The organism is Streptomyces sp. NBC_00287, assembly GCF_036173105.1.
GTDB lineage: Bacteria > Actinomycetota > Actinomycetes > Streptomycetales > Streptomycetaceae > Streptomyces.
This window is the reverse complement of the sequence record NZ_CP108053.1, coordinates 2,509,550-2,526,256: the sequence shown is the minus strand read 5'-3', so window position 1 is coordinate 2,526,256 and position 16,707 is coordinate 2,509,550. Positions and strand designations below refer to the sequence as shown.

Here is a 16,707-nt window from a genome sequence, read left to right as displayed (position 1 = left end):
AGCTCAGCCGGGTTCCTGGCATGCGGATCCCGCAGCTTTGGGTGGACTTGGGGAAGGGCCCGGCCAGTGCGTGGCCGGGCCCTTCTTTGCCCAGCTTCATGAAGATGGACGCCCATGGGCCTGCTCCGGGTACGCCTCGCTTCTGCCTCCCAGCGGAGCGGTGTCGCACGGGCTGATCGAGGAGGCCGACGCGGGCAGCGGGGACGCGCGGGAGCGGTGGTGGCAGCCCGCCTCGGACGGCGTCTCCGTCCGCAGCACGGACTTCCGGGACGCGCCGGAGAAGGTCGCGGCCCATGTGGCAGCCTCCCGGCTCTTCCAGGAGCAGCGTGCCGACATGTACCGCACCTACCTCGACGAGCGCGCCCATTGGGGCACGGAGTGGAACGGGGCCGTCATCGACTCGGAGTCGCTGCTGAGGCTGACGGCCGGTGAACTGGCCGACCTGGCAGAGGACTTGCTGGAGGTGCTGAAGAAGTACGACGAGCAAGGGCGCGCCCGTGAGGCCGCCGGTGAGAGCGAGGGGCGCGAACACATCGCCCTGCACATGTACGGCTTCCCGTTCCGCGTCTGAGAGGGCACCCTCCCGTGACCGCCACGCTCATAGCCCCACCCGCTGTCGCCCACCGCGACGGCAACGTCCTGCGCTGGCTCGCCGCCTACACCTCCTCGATGATCGGCGACAGCGTCTACTACATCGCCCTGTCCTGGGCGGCCGTCCAGGCGGGCTCGCCCTCGCAGGCCGGAGTGGTCATGGCGGTGAGCGCCGTGCCGCGGGCCCTGTTGTTGCTCGGCGGGGGAGTGCTCGCCGATCGGCTCGGGCCACGCAAGGTCGTGATCGGCAGCGACATCGTGCGCTGCGCGGCCGTGCTCGCGGTGGCGGCGCTGCTCTTCCTCACCAGTCCAGGGCTGTGGCCGCTGGCCGTGCTCGGGCTGGTCTTCGGCACCGTCGACGCCGTGTTCATGCCGGCCGTGGGCGCCCTCCCCGCGCGCGTGACGACACGCGACCAACTCGCGCGCGTGCAAGGCATGCGGGGGCTTGCGATCCGTTTCGCGAGCGTGGTCGGCGGTCCGCTGGGCGGGCTAGGGGTGGCCGTCGGCGGGGCCGCGGCCGCGTTCGGGCTCGCCGGGCTGCTGATCGCGGTGTCGGTGCCGCTGCTGATGGCCGTACGGGTGCGAGAGCTGCCCGCCGACGACAAGGCGCCCGCGCGTGGGGACACCGCCTGGCGCGATCTGGTGGCCGGACTCCGCTACATCCGCCGCCACCGGGTGCTCGCCCCGCTGATGCTCGCCATCGCCCTCGGCGACCTCGGGTTCGTCGGCCCGCTCAACGTCGGTCTGGCGCTGCTCGCCGACGAGCGGGGCTGGGGCGCCTCCGGGATGGGCTGGGTGCTCGCCGGGTTCGGCGTCGGCGCCGGGGCCGCCTCCCTGCTGCTGACCGTGCGCGGGCGGCTGCCGCACGCCGGGCAGGTGGCGGGGTACGCGATCATCGCCGGGTCGGTCGCGATCGGTGCGCTGGCCTACGTGCCCACGGTGGGCGCGGCCGTCGGGGTCGCCCTGCTCGTCGGGCTGCTCGCGGGGCTGAGCGGCGCCATGTGCGGGGCGCTGCTCCAGACCCAGTCGGAGCCGGCCTGCCTGGGCCGGGTCACGGCCGTGTCCTCGCTGGTCAGCCTCGGGTTCGCCCCGCTGAGCATGCCGCTGTCCGCCGCCGCGATCGGCGTCTGGGGCACCGGACCGGTCTTCGTGGTCAGCGCGGCGTTGTGCGGGCTCGGCGGGGTGATCGCGCTGTCCGTACGCGACCTGCGCCGTGCCGAGCTCCCGAAGTGATCCTCAGATCCCCAGCTGCTTGCCCTCGCCCAGCTTCGTGATCGCGTCCTTGTCGCCCTCCAGCTCCACCTCGGCCGCGTTCTGCCGGCCGTAGAGGAAGAGCAGCAGCTCCGACGGCTGGCCGGTCGCCGTCACCACCGGTGTACCGCGCTGGGCGACCGCCGTCTGGCCGTCCGGGCGGCGCAGCACCAGGCCGGTCGGGGTGCCGCGGCCCATCAGGCGGGCGGTGCGCTCCAGACGGGACCACAGGGCGTCCTGGAAGACCGGGTCCAGCTCGCGGGGCGTCCAGTCCGGGCGGGCCCGGCGGACGTCCTCGGTGTGGACGTAGAACTCCACCGTGTTGGACATCTCCTCGACCTGCTTCAACGAGAACGGCGAGAAACGCGGCGGGCCGGTCCGGATCAGCTGGATCAGTTCCTCGTACGGCTTGTCCGCGAACTCCGCCATCACCCGCTCCAGGCGGGCGGCGAGCGGCTTGATCAGGATGCCGCCGGCGGCATCGGGGCGGCGCTCGCGGACCACGATGTGCGCGGCGAGGTCGCGGGTGGTCCAGCCCTCGCACAAGGTCGGGGCGTCCGGGCCCTCGGCCTCCAGGAGGTCGGCCAGCAGAAGTCGTTCACGCTTGGCGAAAGTCGACATGCCGTCAGCCTACGACCACCCTTCGGGTCCGCCCAGTGGACACGGGACAGTCACTGTCAGTGCCGCTTGGCACAATTGCACCCATGACCACCAGCACGCCCCGTCAGCCCAGCCAGTTGGACCCCGAGATCGCCGCGCGCCTCAAGCGCAGCGCCGACGGGCTCCTCCCCGCCATCGCCCAGCAGTACGACACCGGTGAGGTGCTCATGCTCGGCTGGATGGACGACGAGGCGCTGCATCGCACCCTGACCACAGGCCGCTGCACTTACTGGTCGCGCAGCCGCCAGGAGTACTGGGTCAAGGGCGACACCTCCGGCCACTTCCAATGGGTCAAGTCCGTCGCCCTCGACTGCGACGCCGACACCGTCCTCGTCCAGGTCGACCAGGTCGGCGCCGCCTGCCACACCGGCGCCCGCACCTGCTTCGACACCGACGTCCTGCTCAAGGATTCCGGCGTACCCGCCGGAGATCAGTAAGGTCACCGGCCATGGACCTCGAGACCTTCCGCAAGCTCGCCACCGACCGGCGCGTCATCCCGGTCACGCGCAAGCTCCTCGCCGACGGCGACACCCCGGTCGCGCTCTACCGCAAGCTTGCCGCCGAGCGCCCCGGCACCTTCCTGCTGGAGTCCGCGGAGAACGGCCGCTCCTGGTCCCGGTACTCCTTCGTGGGCGTCCGCTCGGCGGCGACGTTGACGGCGCGCGACGGCCAGGCGCACTGGCTCGGCGCCCCGCCCGTCGGCGTCCCCACCGACGGCGACCCGCTCGCCGCCCTGCGCGCCACCATCGAGGCCCTGCACACCCCCCACCAGGAGGGCATGCCGCCCTTCACCGGCGGCATGGTCGGCTACCTCGGCTACGACATCGTGCGCCGCCTGGAGAAGATCGGCCCCGGTGAGCGCGACGACCTGAAGCTCCCCGAGCTGACCATGCTCCTGACCAGCGACCTCGCGGTCATGGACCACTGGGAGGGCTCGGTCCTGCTGATCGCCAACGCGATCAACCACAACGACCTCGACACCGGCGTCGACGAGGCCTACGCGGACGCGGTCGCCCGCCTGGACGCCATGGAGGCCGACCTCTCCCGCGCGGTCGCCCAGCCCCCGGCCGTCCTCCCGCCCTCCGAACTGCCCGAGTACACCGCCCTGTGGGGCGGCGAGGACTTCCAGGCGGCCGTCGAGGACATCAAGGAGCGCATCCGGGCCGGCGAGGCCTTCCAGGTCGTCCCCTCCCAGCGCTTCGAAACGCCGTGCACGGCAAGCGCGTTGGACGTCTACCGGGTCCTGCGGGCGACCAACCCGTCGCCGTACATGTACCTCTTCCGCTTCGACGGCTTCGACGTCGTCGGCTCCTCCCCGGAGGCGCTGGTGAAGGTCGAGGACGGACGGGCCATGGTCCACCCGATCGCCGGCACCCGGTGGCGCGGGGCCACCCCGCAGGAGGACCAGGCCCTCGCCGACGACCTGCTCGCCGACCCCAAGGAGCGCGCCGAGCACCTCATGCTCGTCGACCTCGGCCGCAACGACCTCGGCCGGGTCTGCGAGCCGGGCTCCGTGGAGGTCGTCGACTTCATGTCCATCGAGCGCTACTCGCATGTGATGCACATCGTCTCCACGGTGACCGGCAAGGTCGCCGAGGGCCGCACCGCCTTCGACGTCCTGACGGCCTGCTTCCCGGCAGGCACCCTCTCCGGCGCCCCGAAGCCCCGCGCGATGCAGATCATCGACGAACTCGAGCCGTCCCGGCGCGGGTTGTACGGCGGCTGCGTCGGCTACCTCGACTTCGCGGGCGACTCCGACACCGCCATCGCCATCCGTACGGCGCTGCTGCGCGACGGCACCGCCTACGTCCAGGCGGGCGCCGGAATCGTCGCCGACTCCGACCCGGTCGCGGAGGACACGGAGTGCCGCAACAAGGCGGCGGCGGTCCTGCGCGCGGTGCACACGGCGAACCGTCTGAAGAAATAGGGCGCTTCTCATATGAACCCCGGGTGATGGTTCGCCCGGGGTTCAGGCGATAGTGGAGTACGTGACTGCTGTTCCTCACCCCCGTTCCGAAGCCCCAGGGTCCGCCCGGGCCGGCCGCCTCAGCCTCGCCGTGGCCCTGCTGTCCGGCGCGCTCGGCGCGGCCGTGGCGCTGCTGGCCACCCGTCAGCGGTGGTCGGAGGGCACCGCGACCGTGGCGGGCGGCGACTTCCCCCTCACCGCGAGCGGAAGTGACGTCACGGGCGTGCCCGCGTCGCTCGCCATAGTGGGCCTCGCCGCGCTGGTCGCCGTCTTCGCCGTCCGCAAACTTGGTCGCGTGTTCGTCGCGGGGCTGCTCGCGCTGTCGGGCGCCGGGACGGTTGCCGCGTCGCTGATCGGCGCGGGTGACAGTTCCGCGCTGGACGAGAAGGCGGCGCAGGCCACGGGGGACACTGCTGCGGCGGTGGCTTCCCTCAGCCATACCGCGTGGCCGTATGTCGCGGCTGCCGGTGGGGTGCTGATGCTGATCGCCGGGTTGCTGGCGCTGCGGTACGCGTCGGTGTGGCCGGCGATGTCGAGCCGGTACGAGCGTTCGGGAGCGCCCCGGCCTCGTAAGGCTCCGGTGGTCGATCCTGACCGGCCCGAGGACCTGTGGAAGGCGCTGGACCGGGGTGAGGACCCCACAGGGGCGTGACTCGCGAAGGACCCCCGGAACACTGCACGCGTGCGCGTGCGGGAGAATGCTGTTGAGCGTCCGGCTCAGAGACTTACACACAGCAACGAGGAGCAAGTCATGGCGGGCAGCAGCCACGGTCACACCCCGGCCGCCTGGACCGGTGTCACAATCGCCTTCATCGGTTTCTGCGTCGCGGGCGCCTTCATGGTGCTGGCCAACCCGGCGGGCTTCTGGGCCGGCATGGGCGTCGTGGTCCTCGGTGGCATCGTCGGCTGGATCATGAAGATCATGGGCCTCGGCATGCCGAAGGAGGAGGGCAAGCCGCACTTCGAGAAGCGTGGCGAGCCTGCCGGCGTCGAGGGCTGACGCGTACGACTTTCTGAGGGGCGGCCCGGAGCCGCCCCTCAGGCGTTTTGGGGGCAGAATGCGAGGCGTGAACGCCGACAGCCGGAGGGTGACGCACCAGAGCACCGCAGCGCGGCTCGCCGTACCCGCCGGGGTGCTCGCGGCCGTCGTAGGGGCTTTCGTCTACGTCGGCACAGTCGACCCCCACGAGCCCGGTCACTACCCGGCCTGCCCCCTGCTCCAGCTGACCGGCCTGTACTGCCCCGGCTGCGGCGGACTGCGCAGCGCCCACGCCTTCGTGCACGGGGACCTCGCGGCGGCGCTCCAGAACAACGCGGTGGCCGTGCTGGGCTATCTGGCCTTCGCCGTGCTGTGGACCGTCTGGGTGGTCCGCGCGGCGCGCGGGCGACCGCTGCGCCTCGATCCCGGCCCCGTCGGGCTGTGGACGGCGGGCGCGTTGCTGCTGGTCTTCACGGTTGTCCGGAACCTGCCCTTCGGTGGCTGGCTGCATCCTTGATCAATTGGCGAACGTCCAGGTAGTGGGACCGCCGTCAACCGGATGCGAGGCCTACGCCTTCCTCCGGATACCATCGCAGTGACCACCGGTTTTCGTCATCGCATCGGGAAGGGGGCCGCTCGCGTGAGTGTGCTCGACGAGATCATCGACGGAGTCCGTGCCGACCTCGCGGAGCGGCAGGCGCGCGTCAGCCTCGACGAGCTCAAGGAGCGCGCGGCGAAGGCTCCCGCGGCCAAGGACGGGGTCGCCGCGCTCAAGGGCGAAGGCGTCAAGGTGATCTGCGAGGTCAAGCGCTCCAGCCCCTCCAAGGGCGCGCTGGCCGCGATCGCCGACCCGGCCGGACTCGCCGCGGACTACGAGGCGGGCGGCGCGGCCGTCATCTCCGTGCTGACCGAGCAGCGGCGCTTCGGCGGCTCACTGGCCGACCTGGAGGCCGTCCGCGCACGCGTGGACATCCCGGTCCTCCGCAAGGACTTCATCGTCACGTCGTACCAGCTGTGGGAGGCCCGCGCGTACGGCGCCGACCTCGCGCTGCTGATCGTCGCGGCCCTCGACCAGTCGGCCCTGGAGTCGCTGATCGAGCGCGCGGTGTCCATCGGCCTGACCCCGCTGGTCGAGGTGCACGACGAGGACGAGGTCGAACGCGCCGTGGACGCGGGCGCCAAGATCATCGGCGTCAACGCGCGCAACCTCAAGACCCTCGAGGTCGACCGCGGGACGTTCGAGCGCATCGCGCCCGAGATCCCGTCCGGCCTCGTAAAGATCGCCGAGTCCGGCGTCCGTGGCCCGCACGACCTCATCGCCTACGCCAACGCCGGCGCCGACGCGGTCCTGGTCGGCGAGTCCCTGGTCACCGGCCGCGACCCCAAGTCGGCGGTGGCCGACCTGGTGGCAGCGGGCGAGCACCCGGCATTGCGGCACGGGCGCAGCTGATCTTTCGATAGGCTTTGGCGCGATGACTCTCACGACGACAACCACGGACAGGTACGCCCGCCTCGCGCGCGGCTGCCGCCCCCGTGGTTGCCGCGCGCCCGCACGCAGGGTGCACGGCCGTCGCGTGCGGTACGTCATCGGAGACGAACCCGGGCAGGTGAACGGCCGTCGATGGCAGCGCCCCGATAGGGGCGCGGGGCTCTGTTGATTTGCGGCTACCGCCGCGCGGGCGCGACCAGCCACAACGGTCCCGCAGCCAACTGACCATCTCCGCCCCCACGGCGAATAGTGTTTTTTCACCGGCACTCACCGTGAGGTAAACGCATGCCCAGCGAGTTCTTCATCCCTGACCCCCAGGGTCAAGTACCCAGCACCGAAGGCTACTTCGGCGCATTCGGCGGCAAGTTCATCCCGGAGGCCCTCGTCGCCGCCGTGGACGAGGTCGCCGTCGAGTACGACAAGGCCAAGCACGACCCCGAGTTCGCCCGCGAACTGGACGACCTGCTCGTCAACTACACGGGCCGCCCGTCGGCGCTCACCGAGATCCCCCGCTTCGCGGAACACGCGGGCGGCGCAAGGATCTTCCTCAAGCGCGAAGACCTCAACCACACCGGCTCGCACAAGATCAACAACGTGCTCGGCCAGGCCCTGCTCACCAAGCGCATGGGCAAGACCCGCGTCATCGCCGAGACCGGCGCCGGCCAGCACGGCGTCGCGACGGCGACGGCCTGCGCGCTGTTCGGCCTCGACTGCACGATCTACATGGGCGAGATCGACACCCAGCGCCAGGCGCTCAACGTGGCCCGGATGCGCATGCTCGGCGCCGAGGTCATCGCCGTGAAGTCCGGCAGCCGCACGCTGAAGGACGCCATCAACGAGGCCTTCCGCGACTGGGTCGCCAACGTCGACCACACCCACTACCTCTTCGGTACGGTCGCCGGCCCGCACCCGTTCCCCGCCATGGTCCGCGACTTCCACCGCGTCATCGGCGTGGAGACCCGCCGCCAGCTCCTGGAGCGCGCCGGACGGCTTCCCGACGCCGCCATCGCCTGCGTCGGCGGCGGCTCCAACGCCATCGGCCTCTTCCACGCCTTCATCCCCGACACGGACGTACGCCTCATCGGCTGCGAGCCCGCCGGGCACGGCGTCGAGACCGGCGAGCACGCGGCCACGCTGACCGCGGGTGAGCCGGGCATCCTGCACGGTTCGCGGTCGTACGTCCTCCAGGACGACGAGGGTCAGATCACCGAGCCGTACTCGATCTCGGCCGGTCTGGACTACCCGGGCATCGGGCCCGAGCACTCCTACCTCAAGGACAGCGGCCGCGCCGAGTACCGCGCGGTCACCGACGACGCCGCCATGCAGGCGCTGCGTCTGCTGTCGCGGACCGAGGGCATCATCCCGGCCATCGAGAGCGCCCACGCGCTGGCCGGTGCCCTGGAGGTCGGCCGTGAGCTGGGCAAGGACGGGCTGATCGTGGTCAACCTGTCCGGCCGTGGCGACAAGGACATGGACACGGCCGCCCGCTACTTCGGCCTGTACGACACCGACGCCGAGGTCGCGGCGAACGCCGCCGACACCGCCGAGATCGAGGGGGACGCCAAGTGAGCGGGAACATTCAGCTGCTGTCCGACACCCTCGCCGCCGCCAAGGCGGAGGGGCGCTCGGCGCTCATCGCCTACCTCCCGGCCGGATTCCCGACCGTGGACGGCGGTATCGAGGCGATCAAGGCCGCCTTCGACGGCGGCGCGGATGTCGTGGAGGTCGGTCTGCCGCACAGCGACCCGGTCCTCGACGGTCCTGTCATCCAGACCGCCGACGACATCGCCCTGCGCGGCGGGGTCAGGATCGCGGACGTCATGCGTACGGTCCGCGAGACCTTCGAGGCGACCGGGAAGCCGGTGCTCGTGATGACGTACTGGAATCCGATCGACCGCTACGGCGTCGAGCGGTTCACCGCCGAGCTCGCGGAGGCGGGCGGCGCCGGGTGCATCCTGCCCGACCTGCCGGTGCAGGAGTCGGCGCTGTGGAGGGAGCACGCCGAGAAGCACGGGCTCGCGACCGTGTTCGTCGTGGCGCCGAGCAGCAAGGACGAGCGGCTCGCGCAGATCACCGCGGCGGGCAGCGGCTTCGTCTACGCCGCCTCGCTGATGGGCGTCACCGGTACCCGCGAGTCGGTCGGCGCGCAGGCGCAGGACCTGGTCGAGCGGACCCGGGGCACCGGCACCGAGCTGCCGGTCTGCGTCGGGCTCGGCGTCTCCAACGCCGCGCAGGCGGCCGAGGTGGCCGGATTCGCCGACGGGGTGATCGTCGGCTCGGCCTTCGTGAAGCGGATGCTGGACGCCCCGGACCACGCGGCCGGCATCGAGGGCGTCCGGGCGCTCGCCGGTGACCTGGCGAAGGGCGTGCGCGGACAGGCGTAGATCTCGCCATCAGACGGGACATTTCGTCTGGGTCACTCGAACGGGTGGACCTGGGACCGGGGAGGCGCTGGGCGCCTCCCCGGTTCGTTTCCGGGGTGTGAGCGAGAAGAACCGTGAGGGAAAGCGCACCGCCCGGGAGCGGATGGCGGCAGAGCGAGACAAGCAGAAGGCCGCGGAGAAGCGAAGGCGCACGCTGATCGTCGGCGCGAGCGTCGTCTGCGTGCTGGCGCTCGCGGCGGTGATCGGCGTGATCGCCGCCAATGCAGGCAAGGACGACGACGGCGACTCCGCAGGGCCCGTCGTCGCGCCCTCGGGCGCCCAGGGCGAGGACGGCCTGGCGATCCCGGTCGGCAAGGACAACGCCCCGTCGACCCTGGTCGTCTGGGAGGACTTCCGCTGCCCGGCCTGTAAGTCCTTCGAGGACACCTACCGCTCGACGATCCACGAACTGACCGACGCGGGCCAGCTCAGAGTGGAGTACCACCTCGCGACGATCATCGACGGCAATCTGGGCGGCAGCGGCTCCGGTAACGCCGCCAACGCCGCGGCCTGCGCCCAGGGCGCCGGGAAGTTCGTCGACTACCACGACGTGCTCTACCAGAACCAGCCGGCCGAGACCGACGACGCCTTCTCCGAGAATGCCAAGCTGTTCGAGCTGGCGGCCAAGGTCGACGGCCTGGACTCGCCCGCGTTCCGCACCTGTGTGGAGGACGGCACCCACGACAGCTGGGTCGAGAAGTCGAACGACGCCTTCCGCAGCGGCGGCTTCACCGGCACGCCGACCGTCCTGCTCGACGGCAAGAACATCTACCAGGACCAGTCGATGACGCCCGAGAAGCTGAAGCAGCAGGTGCAGGAGGCGGCCAAGGGATGAGGCGCGAGGGCCCGCCTGTTATGGAGCCGTAGCCGGGCTGCCTGACGCGTGCCCCGCTCGGCAGGGTAGCGTCGACCTTGCCATGGAACTTGCCTACATTCCCAGCCCGTCGCGCGGAGTGATCCACCTCGGCCCCATTCCGCTGCGAGGCTACGCGTTCTGCATCATCATCGGCGTCTTCGTCGCCGTCTGGCTCGGCAACAGGCGCTGGATCGCCCGCGGCGGCCGGGCCGGCACGGTGGCCGACATCGCGGTGTGGGCCGTCCCCTTCGGCCTGGTCGGCGGGCGCCTCTACCACGTGATCACGGACTATCAGCTGTACTTCAGCGAGGGCCGTGACTGGGTGGACGCCTTCAAGATCTGGGAGGGCGGCCTCGGCATCTGGGGCGCCATCGCCTTCGGCGGTCTGGGCGCCTGGATCGGCTGCCGGCGCCGGGGCATCCCGATGCCCGCATACGCCGACGCCGTCGCCCCCGGTATTGCCCTTGCCCAGGCCATCGGCCGCTGGGGCAACTGGTTCAACCAGGAGCTGTACGGCAAGGCCACGGATCTGCCCTGGGCCGTGGAGATCACGTCCTCCTCGGACGGCCGGGTGCCGGGGACGTACCACCCGACCTTCCTGTACGAGTCGCTGTGGTGCATCGGCGTCGCGCTGCTCGTCATCTGGGCCGACCGCCGGTTCACGCTGGGACACGGGCGTGCGTTCGCGCTGTATGTCGCGGCGTACTGCGTGGGCCGGTTCTGGATCGAGTACATGCGCGTCGACGAGGCCCACGAAATCCTGGGCCTGCGGCTGAACAACTGGACCGCGCTGCTTGTGTTCCTGCTGGCGGTGCTCTACTTCGTGCTCTCCGCGAAGAAGCGGCCCGGGCGGGAAGCCGTCGTGGAGCCGGGGGCGGTGGACTCCTCCGCTTCGGCTGACGCCGACGAGGAGTCCTCGGAGGAGAAGGCCGAGGCCGAGTCCTCCGACGCCGAGTCCGAGTCCTCCTCCGACGTGAAGGACGACGCCACCGACGGGGCCGGGTCGGCGAAGAAGAGCTGACCGGTTGGTCGTACGACATCGAGGGCGCTCGGAGATTCCGGGCGCCCTTTGTCGTTGTCAGCTGCGGCGGGCCGCGATGGACAGGGTGCGCTGCGCTGCCGCCACCACGGCTGCGTCGATGAACTGGCCGTCCGGGAGGGCCAGGGCTCCCTTTTGGGTTGTCGCCGCCTTGATGATGGTTTCGGCTTGCTCCAGTTCCTCCTCTGTGGGGAGGTAGGCCCTCTCGATGACCGGGAGTTGGCGGGGATGGATGGCCGCCCGGCCCAGGAAGCCCAGAGCGCGGCCGTGGGCGCAGGTCGCTGCCAGGCCCTCCAGGTCCCGGATGTCCGGGTGGACCGACTGGGGTGGGGGCGGGAGGGCCGCCGCTCTTGCCGCGACGATCACTCGGGAGCGGGACCAGTTCAGGGCCATGTCGTCCCGTACACCCAGGTCGGCTTTCAAGTCCGCCTCGCCCAGGGCGATGCCGTGGAGGGCGGGGTCGGCCTGGGCGATGGCGTAGGCGTTCTCGATGCCCAGGGCTGATTCCAGCAGGGCGTACAGGGGGTGGGGAGCCGACCGCGCCACCCGGCGGATCTGGTCGGGGGACGTGACCTTGGGGAGGCGCAGGGCCGATACGCCGGGGAGGTGGGTCAGAGCTTTGAGGTCCGCTGCTGCCTGGGGGCCGTTCAGGGCGTTCACTCTGACGTGGACCGGGAGTGGTTGCGGGTCGGAGAGGAGTTCGGCCGTGGCGGCTCGGGCGTAGTCCTTGCGGTCGGGGGCCACCGCGTCCTCCAGGTCGATCACCACCACGTCGGCGCCGGACAGCAGGGCCTTGGCCACGATGTGCGGGCGGTCGCCGGGGACGTACAGCCAGGTCAGGGGCGTCGTCATACGGCGCCCTCCGTACGCAGGGCCGCTACCTCCGCCGGGGTCAGGCCCAGTTCGGTGAGGACCTCGTCCGTGTCGGCGCCGTGCGGGCGGCCGGTCCAGCGGATCGCGCCGGGGGTGTCGGAGAGGCGGAAGAGGACGTTCTGCATGCGCAGGGGGCCGAGGTCGGGGTCGTCGACCGTGGTGATGGTGTCGAGGGCCTGGTACTGCGGGTCCGTCATCACCTCCCGTACGTCCTGGATGGGGGCGACCGCCGCTTCCGCCTTCTCGAAGGCCGCGATCACCTCGTCCCGGGTGCGTTCGGCGATCCAGTCGCCGACCGCCCGGTCGAGGACGTCGGCGTGACGGGCCCGGTCGGCGCCGGTCGCGAACCAGGGTTCGTCGATGAGATCGGGCCGCCCCACCAGGCGCATCACACGTTCCGCCACCGACTGGGCCGAGGTGGAGACGGCGACCCAACTGCCGTCCGCGGTGCGGTAGGTGTTGCGCGGGGCGTTGTTCGCGGAGCGGTTGCCGGTGCGCTGCTGGACGTAGCCGAGCTGGTCGTACCAGGTGGGCTGGGGGCCGAGGACCGACAGCATCGGCTCGATGAGGGCGAGGTCGACGACCTGGCCCTCGCCGGTGCGCTCGCGGGCGGCGAGGGCGGTGAGCACGGCGTACGCCGTCGCCAGGCCCGCGATCGAGTCGGCGAGGCCGAACGGCGGGAGCGTCGGGGGCGCGTCCGGTTCGCCGGTGAGCGCGGCGAAGCCGCTCATCGCCTCGGCGAGGGTGCCGAAGCCGGGGCGGTGCGCATACGGGCCGAACTGGCCGAAGCCGGTGACGCGGGTGAGGACCAGACGGGGGTTGGCCGCCGACAGCTCGGGCCAGCCGAGGTCCCATTTCTCCAGGGTGCCGGGGCGGAAGTTCTCGATGATGACGTCGGCTGTGGCGGCGAGGCGGAGGAGGGTGGTGCGGCCACCGGGGGTGGAGAGATTCAGGGTGATCGTGCGTTTGTTGCGGCCCAGGTGTTTCCACCACAGGCCGATGCCGTCCTTGGCGGGGCCGTGGCCGCGGGACGGGTCGGGCTTGGTGGGGTGCTCGACCTTGATGACCTCCGCGCCGAAGTCGCCGAGCGTCGTGGCGGCGAGGGGTCCGGCGAAGAGGGTGGCGAGGTCGAGGACGCGCAGACCGTGGAGGGGTGTTTGGCTCATGACGCGTACTGCGCCTCGATCTCGGGGCGGTACGGCATCGACTCCGAGGCCCCGGCCCGCTGCACCGACAGCGCCGACGCGGCGGCCGCCCAGGCCAGCGCGTCGGGCATCGGGCGGCCCTCGGCGAGGGCCACCGCGAGCGTTCCGGCGAAGGTGTCACCGGCGCCGGTGGTGTCCACGGCGGTGACCTGGGGCGCGGGGACCGTGAGCGGTTCGGCGCCGCGGGCCGCGTACAGGCTGCCCGCCGCGCCCAGGGTGACGACGACCTCCGGGACCTCGTCGAGCAGGGCGAGGGCCGCGGTGCGCGGGTCGGTGCGGCCGGTGAGGGTGGCGGCCTCGTGCTCGTTGGGGAGCAACAGGTCGGTGGCGTTGAGGAGTTCGAGGGGCAGCGGCTGAGCGGGGGCCGGGGTGAGGATCGTACGGACTCCGTGGGCGCGGGCGGCCAGGGCGCCCGCGAGGACGGCGTCGAGCGGGATCTCCAGCTGGAGCAGGAGCGCGTCGGCGGAGGCGATGAGGCCCTCGTCGCCGGGGGCGAGGTGGTCGACGGTGCCGTTGGCGGCGGGGATCACCACGATCGCGTTGCCGCCGTGGTCGTCGACGACGATGTGGGCCGTGCCGGAGGGGCCTTCCGTGGTGCGCAGATGGTCGGTGTCGACGCCGGAGTGTTCGAGGGTGGAGCGCAGGCGGGTGCCGAAGGAGTCGTTGCCGACCGCGCCGATCATCGAGACGGTGGCGCCCGCGCGGGCCGCGGCCATGGCCTGGTTGGCGCCCTTGCCGCCGGGGATCGTACGGAACTCGCGGCCGGTGACCGTCTCTCCGCGCTGGGGGGCCTTCTCGACGAAGGCGACGAGGTCCATGTTCGTGCTGCCGAGTACGGCGATATGGGTCATGGGCGGGCTGCCTCCCGGTGGGTCAGATGGGCCAGGGTGTCGAAGCCGGTGCCGTTGAAGTCGCCGACGGAGGTGGACAGACGGTTCTTGAGCGGGGTCGTCCAGTGGTCGGGGAGGGCATCGGGGTGTCCTGCGAGGAGTCCGGCGATGCTGCCGGCTGTGGCGCCGTTGGAGTCGGTGTCCCAACCGCCGGACACCGCACGGGAGACGGAGCCGGTGAAGTCGCCGTCGGCGTGGGTGAGGGCGGCGGTGATCAGGGCGGTGTTGGGGATGGCGTGGACCCAGTGGGTTTCGGTGTGGGTGGCGTGGAGTTCGTCGACGACCGCGTCGAAGTCCTGGTGCTTTTCAGCGAGTTGTACGGCGTGGTCGATGGCCTGGGCGAGGCGGGAGGCCGGGGGGACGACCGTGAGGCCGGTGGCCAGGCAGGTGTGGATGTTGCCGGTGCCGGTTGCTGCCTGGGCGATGGTGGCCGCGATGAACATCGCCGCGTAGACGCCGTTGGCGGTGTGGGTGAGGGTGGCGTCCCTGTGGGCCTGTTCCGCGGCTGCCGCCGGGTTTCCCGGGTTGGTCCAGCCGTGCATGTCGGCGCGGATCAGGGCGCCGATCCATTCGCGGAAGGGGTTGCGGTGGGCGGCTGTGCGTGGGGGTGCGAGGCCGGTGAGGAGGTTGCGGTAGGCGATGCGCTCCGCGGTGAAGGTGCGGCCGGCGGGGAGTTCGTCCAGCCAGAGCGTTGCCACGTCCGTGGTGGTGAAGTCTTTGCCGTGGCGTTGGAGGAGGAGCAGGTTGAGGAGGGGGTAGTTGAGGTCGTCGTCCTCGGGCATGCCGTCGATGTTCTCGGCGAGGGAGGTGGATGCCGAGCGGCGGTTCCAGGGGTGTTTGGCGAGGAGGTCTGCTGGGACGCCCTTGGCAGTGAAGTAGGTGGTGGGGGGCCAGTTGCCGGTGGGCTTGGCGAGGTTGCGGATGGTCTTGAGGGGGAGTTTTTCTACGGGTTTGCCCAGCAGGCATCCGACTGCTCTGCCCAGCCAGGCGGCTTCCAGCCCTGCCTCGGTGGGGGGTGCTGTGGGGGTGGGATCGCTCGGCCAGTTCGGGCACCGGGACTTGATCTTCTCCAGGTCAGTTGGCTCGTGATCCTGCAACTTGCTCGGCAGGTCCGCCAGTTCGTCCAACAGGTCCTCTGCCAGTAGGCGGAGGTAGCGCGACGCCGGGTCGGGGGACGCGCCTGCCCTCAGGGGGGCTTCCAAGCCGCCCGCCGCCTTCCAGCGGGCCGCGATTCTCGAGGGTTCTCGGCCGTCCTGGGCCGCCTGGCGCAGCTCGTGGCCGATCAGGTCCTCCGGTTGGACCCACGTCAGGCGGAGCATGTCGGGGCTCCGAGTTGGGTGAGTGCCTGTTCGTGGGCGCGGCGGCGGCGTACGTCCTGTTCGAAGATCTCGCGGGTTACCTCGGTCAGCGTGCGTGCCGGTTCCCACAGGTCCAGGCGGCTGGCGTCGGCTACCTGTTTCGACCAGTCCTCGGGGACCGGGTGGCCCAGGGCGCCGGACAGGGCGCCTGCCATCGTGGCGATGGAGTCGCAGTCGCGGCCGTAGTTCACCGAGCCGAGGACTGCTTGGCGGTAGTCGCCCGACGCCAGCAGCAACATGCCCAGGGCGATGGGGAGTTCCTCGATCGCGTGCAGGCGGGAGGGGCGGCGGGCGCCCAGGGAGGGGGAGCGGTAGTCGGGGCCCACCGTGTCGTACGGGGCCACTGCCTTGCGCAGCGGCGTCAGGGCCGATTCGAACTCGCTGTGGTGGGCGGCTTCTTCGCAGACCTTCTCGATCGCCTCGTGCGTGCCGTCCTTCGCCAGGGACAGGCACGTGGCGATCACCGACTCCGGGGTTGCCCCGGGGGTGCAGGCCGCCGAGACCGCCGCTGCGAAGACTCCTGCCGCCTCGCGGCCGTACGACGACTGGTGGGCGCCGGCGATGTCGAGGGCCTCGGCGTAGGCGGCGGGTGGGTTGGCCGCGTTGACCAGGCCCACGGGGGCCATGTACATCGCGGCGCCGCAGTTCACGATGTTGCCGGTGCCTGCCTCGCGGGGGTCTGTATGGCCGTAGTGGAGTCGGGTCACCAGCCATTTCTCGGCGAGGAAGATGCGGTGGAGGGGGAGGGCCTCGGATTCGAGTTCGGGGATCCAGCGCGGGTTGGTCATCAGGTCCGGGACCAGGTGGTCGGCGACGGCGTAGGCGTCGAGGTGGTCGCGGACCTTCGCGTAGACCCTGATCAGGGCGTGGGTCATCAAGGTGTCGTCGGTGATGTGGCCGTCGCCCTTGTGGTACGGCGCGATGGGGCGGGCCGTGCGCCAGGCGTCGCCGTTCCAGGGGCCGACGATGCCGTGCACCCGGCCGCCGTGGCGTTCGACGATCTGCTCGGGGGAGTAGCCCTCGACCGGGCCGCCCAGGGCGTCGCCGACGGCGGCTCCGACGAGTGCTCCGGTGATCCGGTCGTCCAGGCTCGCCTCTTTGTTGGTTTCTGGTGCTTTGGGCTTCAT

18 protein-coding genes and 1 pseudogene are annotated in these 16,707 nt (G+C 71.2%); 13 read left to right on the top strand and 6 right to left on the bottom strand.

What is annotated here, in order from left to right:
• Positions 1-166: 166 nt before the first annotated feature.
• Both OHT76_RS11535 and OHT76_RS11530 read left to right on the top strand, forming a co-directional pair.
• Positions 167-571, top strand: a pseudogene (locus OHT76_RS11535) (transcriptional regulator); the annotation flags it as partial.
• 14 nt (positions 572-585) lie between these two features.
• Positions 586-1,824 (top strand): MFS transporter, encoded by a 1,239-nt coding sequence (locus OHT76_RS11530; protein WP_328870688.1) that lies wholly within the window; start codon positions 586-588, stop codon positions 1,822-1,824.
• A gap of 3 nt (positions 1,825-1,827) precedes the next feature.
• Here OHT76_RS11530 and OHT76_RS11525 read toward each other — a convergent pair whose 3' ends face one another.
• Complete coding sequence (locus OHT76_RS11525; protein WP_328870687.1) at positions 1,828-2,463, bottom strand: TIGR03085 family metal-binding protein; 636 nt, start codon at positions 2,461-2,463, stop codon at positions 1,828-1,830.
• Positions 2,464-2,546: 83 nt separating this feature from the next.
• On the opposite strand from OHT76_RS11525, the gene hisI reads away from it, so the two are divergent.
• The 11 genes from hisI (at position 2,547) to lgt (ending at position 11,236) form a co-directional block, all read left to right on the top strand.
• A complete protein-coding gene (gene hisI / locus OHT76_RS11520) occupies positions 2,547-2,939 on the top strand; it encodes a phosphoribosyl-AMP cyclohydrolase (RefSeq protein WP_328870686.1) in 393 nt (130 codons plus the stop codon).
• 11 nt (positions 2,940-2,950) lie between these two features.
• A complete protein-coding gene (locus OHT76_RS11515) occupies positions 2,951-4,429 on the top strand; it encodes an anthranilate synthase component I (protein WP_328870685.1) in 1,479 nt (492 codons plus the stop codon).
• A 52-nt stretch (positions 4,430-4,481) separates the two neighbouring features.
• Positions 4,482-5,120: a TIGR02234 family membrane protein gene (locus OHT76_RS11510; RefSeq protein ID WP_328870684.1), complete on the top strand. Its 639-nt coding sequence runs from the start codon at positions 4,482-4,484 to the stop codon at positions 5,118-5,120.
• A gap of 99 nt (positions 5,121-5,219) precedes the next feature.
• Positions 5,220-5,468 carry an HGxxPAAW family protein gene (locus tag OHT76_RS11505; RefSeq protein ID WP_328870683.1) on the top strand — a complete coding sequence of 83 codons (249 nt, stop codon included), beginning with the start codon at positions 5,220-5,222 and terminating at the stop codon, positions 5,466-5,468.
• A 58-nt stretch (positions 5,469-5,526) separates the two neighbouring features.
• Positions 5,527-5,964, top strand: coding sequence for a DUF2752 domain-containing protein (locus OHT76_RS11500; RefSeq protein WP_328870682.1), 438 nt, complete (start codon positions 5,527-5,529; stop codon positions 5,962-5,964).
• A 123-nt stretch (positions 5,965-6,087) separates the two neighbouring features.
• The gene (gene trpC / locus OHT76_RS11495) at positions 6,088-6,897 is read left to right on the top strand and encodes an indole-3-glycerol phosphate synthase TrpC (RefSeq protein ID WP_328870681.1); all 810 of its coding nucleotides are present in this window, start codon (positions 6,088-6,090) and stop codon (positions 6,895-6,897) included.
• Positions 6,898-6,919: 22 nt separating this feature from the next.
• A complete protein-coding gene (gene trpM / locus OHT76_RS44110) occupies positions 6,920-7,105 on the top strand; it encodes a tryptophan biosynthesis modulator TrpM (protein ID WP_443049773.1) in 186 nt (61 codons plus the stop codon).
• Between the two features lie 116 nt (positions 7,106-7,221).
• A complete protein-coding gene (gene trpB, locus OHT76_RS11490) occupies positions 7,222-8,505 on the top strand; it encodes a tryptophan synthase subunit beta (protein WP_328870680.1) in 1,284 nt (427 codons plus the stop codon).
• A complete protein-coding gene (trpA, locus tag OHT76_RS11485; protein ID WP_328870679.1) occupies positions 8,502-9,320 on the top strand; it encodes a tryptophan synthase subunit alpha in 819 nt (272 codons plus the stop codon). The genes trpB and trpA overlap by 4 nt, the downstream gene beginning before the upstream one ends.
• A gap of 97 nt (positions 9,321-9,417) precedes the next feature.
• Positions 9,418-10,194: a DsbA family protein gene (locus tag OHT76_RS11480; RefSeq protein ID WP_328870678.1), complete on the top strand. Its 777-nt coding sequence runs from the start codon at positions 9,418-9,420 to the stop codon at positions 10,192-10,194.
• A gap of 82 nt (positions 10,195-10,276) precedes the next feature.
• The gene (lgt, locus tag OHT76_RS11475; protein WP_328870677.1) at positions 10,277-11,236 is read left to right on the top strand and encodes a prolipoprotein diacylglyceryl transferase; all 960 of its coding nucleotides are present in this window, start codon (positions 10,277-10,279) and stop codon (positions 11,234-11,236) included.
• A 57-nt stretch (positions 11,237-11,293) separates the two neighbouring features.
• Here lgt and OHT76_RS11470 read toward each other — a convergent pair whose 3' ends face one another.
• The 5 genes from OHT76_RS11470 to OHT76_RS11450 are packed head-to-tail and all read right to left on the bottom strand — an operon-like array spanning position 11,294 to position 16,707.
• Complete coding sequence (locus OHT76_RS11470; protein WP_328870676.1) at positions 11,294-12,106, bottom strand: HpcH/HpaI aldolase/citrate lyase family protein; 813 nt, start codon at positions 12,104-12,106, stop codon at positions 11,294-11,296.
• Positions 12,103-13,293 (bottom strand): CaiB/BaiF CoA transferase family protein, encoded by a 1,191-nt coding sequence (locus OHT76_RS11465; RefSeq protein WP_328870675.1) that lies wholly within the window; start codon positions 13,291-13,293, stop codon positions 12,103-12,105. The genes OHT76_RS11470 and OHT76_RS11465 overlap by 4 nt, the downstream gene beginning before the upstream one ends.
• A complete protein-coding gene (rbsK, locus tag OHT76_RS11460) occupies positions 13,290-14,183 on the bottom strand; it encodes a ribokinase (protein WP_328870674.1) in 894 nt (297 codons plus the stop codon). The genes OHT76_RS11465 and rbsK overlap by 4 nt, the downstream gene beginning before the upstream one ends.
• Complete coding sequence (locus tag OHT76_RS11455) at positions 14,180-15,541, bottom strand: ADP-ribosylglycohydrolase family protein (protein WP_328870673.1); 1,362 nt, start codon at positions 15,539-15,541, stop codon at positions 14,180-14,182. The genes rbsK and OHT76_RS11455 overlap by 4 nt, the downstream gene beginning before the upstream one ends.
• Positions 15,529-16,707 carry an ADP-ribosylglycohydrolase family protein gene (locus tag OHT76_RS11450; RefSeq protein WP_328870672.1) on the bottom strand — a complete coding sequence of 393 codons (1,179 nt, stop codon included), beginning with the start codon at positions 16,705-16,707 and terminating at the stop codon, positions 15,529-15,531. Before OHT76_RS11450 ends, OHT76_RS11455 begins: the two co-directional genes overlap by 13 nt.

What these genes read in the sequence shown, in the direction of transcription:
- OHT76_RS11525 (WP_328870687.1), bottom strand. Translation starts at nt 2,463, where the DNA reads ATGTCGACTTTCGCCAAGCGTGAACGACTTCTGCTGGCCGACCTCCTG.
- hisI (WP_328870686.1), top strand. Translation starts at nt 2,547, where the DNA reads ATGACCACCAGCACGCCCCGTCAGCCCAGCCAGTTGGACCCCGAGATC.
- OHT76_RS11515 (WP_328870685.1), top strand. Translation starts at nt 2,951, where the DNA reads ATGGACCTCGAGACCTTCCGCAAGCTCGCCACCGACCGGCGCGTCATC.
- OHT76_RS11505 (WP_328870683.1), top strand. Translation starts at nt 5,220, where the DNA reads ATGGCGGGCAGCAGCCACGGTCACACCCCGGCCGCCTGGACCGGTGTC.
- OHT76_RS11500 (WP_328870682.1), top strand. Translation starts at nt 5,527, where the DNA reads ATGCGAGGCGTGAACGCCGACAGCCGGAGGGTGACGCACCAGAGCACC.
- trpM (WP_443049773.1), top strand. Translation starts at nt 6,920, where the DNA reads ATGACTCTCACGACGACAACCACGGACAGGTACGCCCGCCTCGCGCGC.
- trpB (WP_328870680.1), top strand. Translation starts at nt 7,222, where the DNA reads ATGCCCAGCGAGTTCTTCATCCCTGACCCCCAGGGTCAAGTACCCAGC.
- lgt (WP_328870677.1), top strand. Translation starts at nt 10,277, where the DNA reads ATGGAACTTGCCTACATTCCCAGCCCGTCGCGCGGAGTGATCCACCTC.
- OHT76_RS11470 (WP_328870676.1), bottom strand. Translation starts at nt 12,106, where the DNA reads ATGACGACGCCCCTGACCTGGCTGTACGTCCCCGGCGACCGCCCGCAC.
- OHT76_RS11465 (WP_328870675.1), bottom strand. Translation starts at nt 13,293, where the DNA reads ATGAGCCAAACACCCCTCCACGGTCTGCGCGTCCTCGACCTCGCCACC.
- rbsK (WP_328870674.1), bottom strand. Translation starts at nt 14,183, where the DNA reads ATGACCCATATCGCCGTACTCGGCAGCACGAACATGGACCTCGTCGCC.
- OHT76_RS11455 (WP_328870673.1), bottom strand. Translation starts at nt 15,541, where the DNA reads ATGCTCCGCCTGACGTGGGTCCAACCGGAGGACCTGATCGGCCACGAG.
- OHT76_RS11450 (WP_328870672.1), bottom strand. Translation starts at nt 16,707, where the DNA reads ATGAAGCCCAAAGCACCAGAAACCAACAAAGAGGCGAGCCTGGACGAC.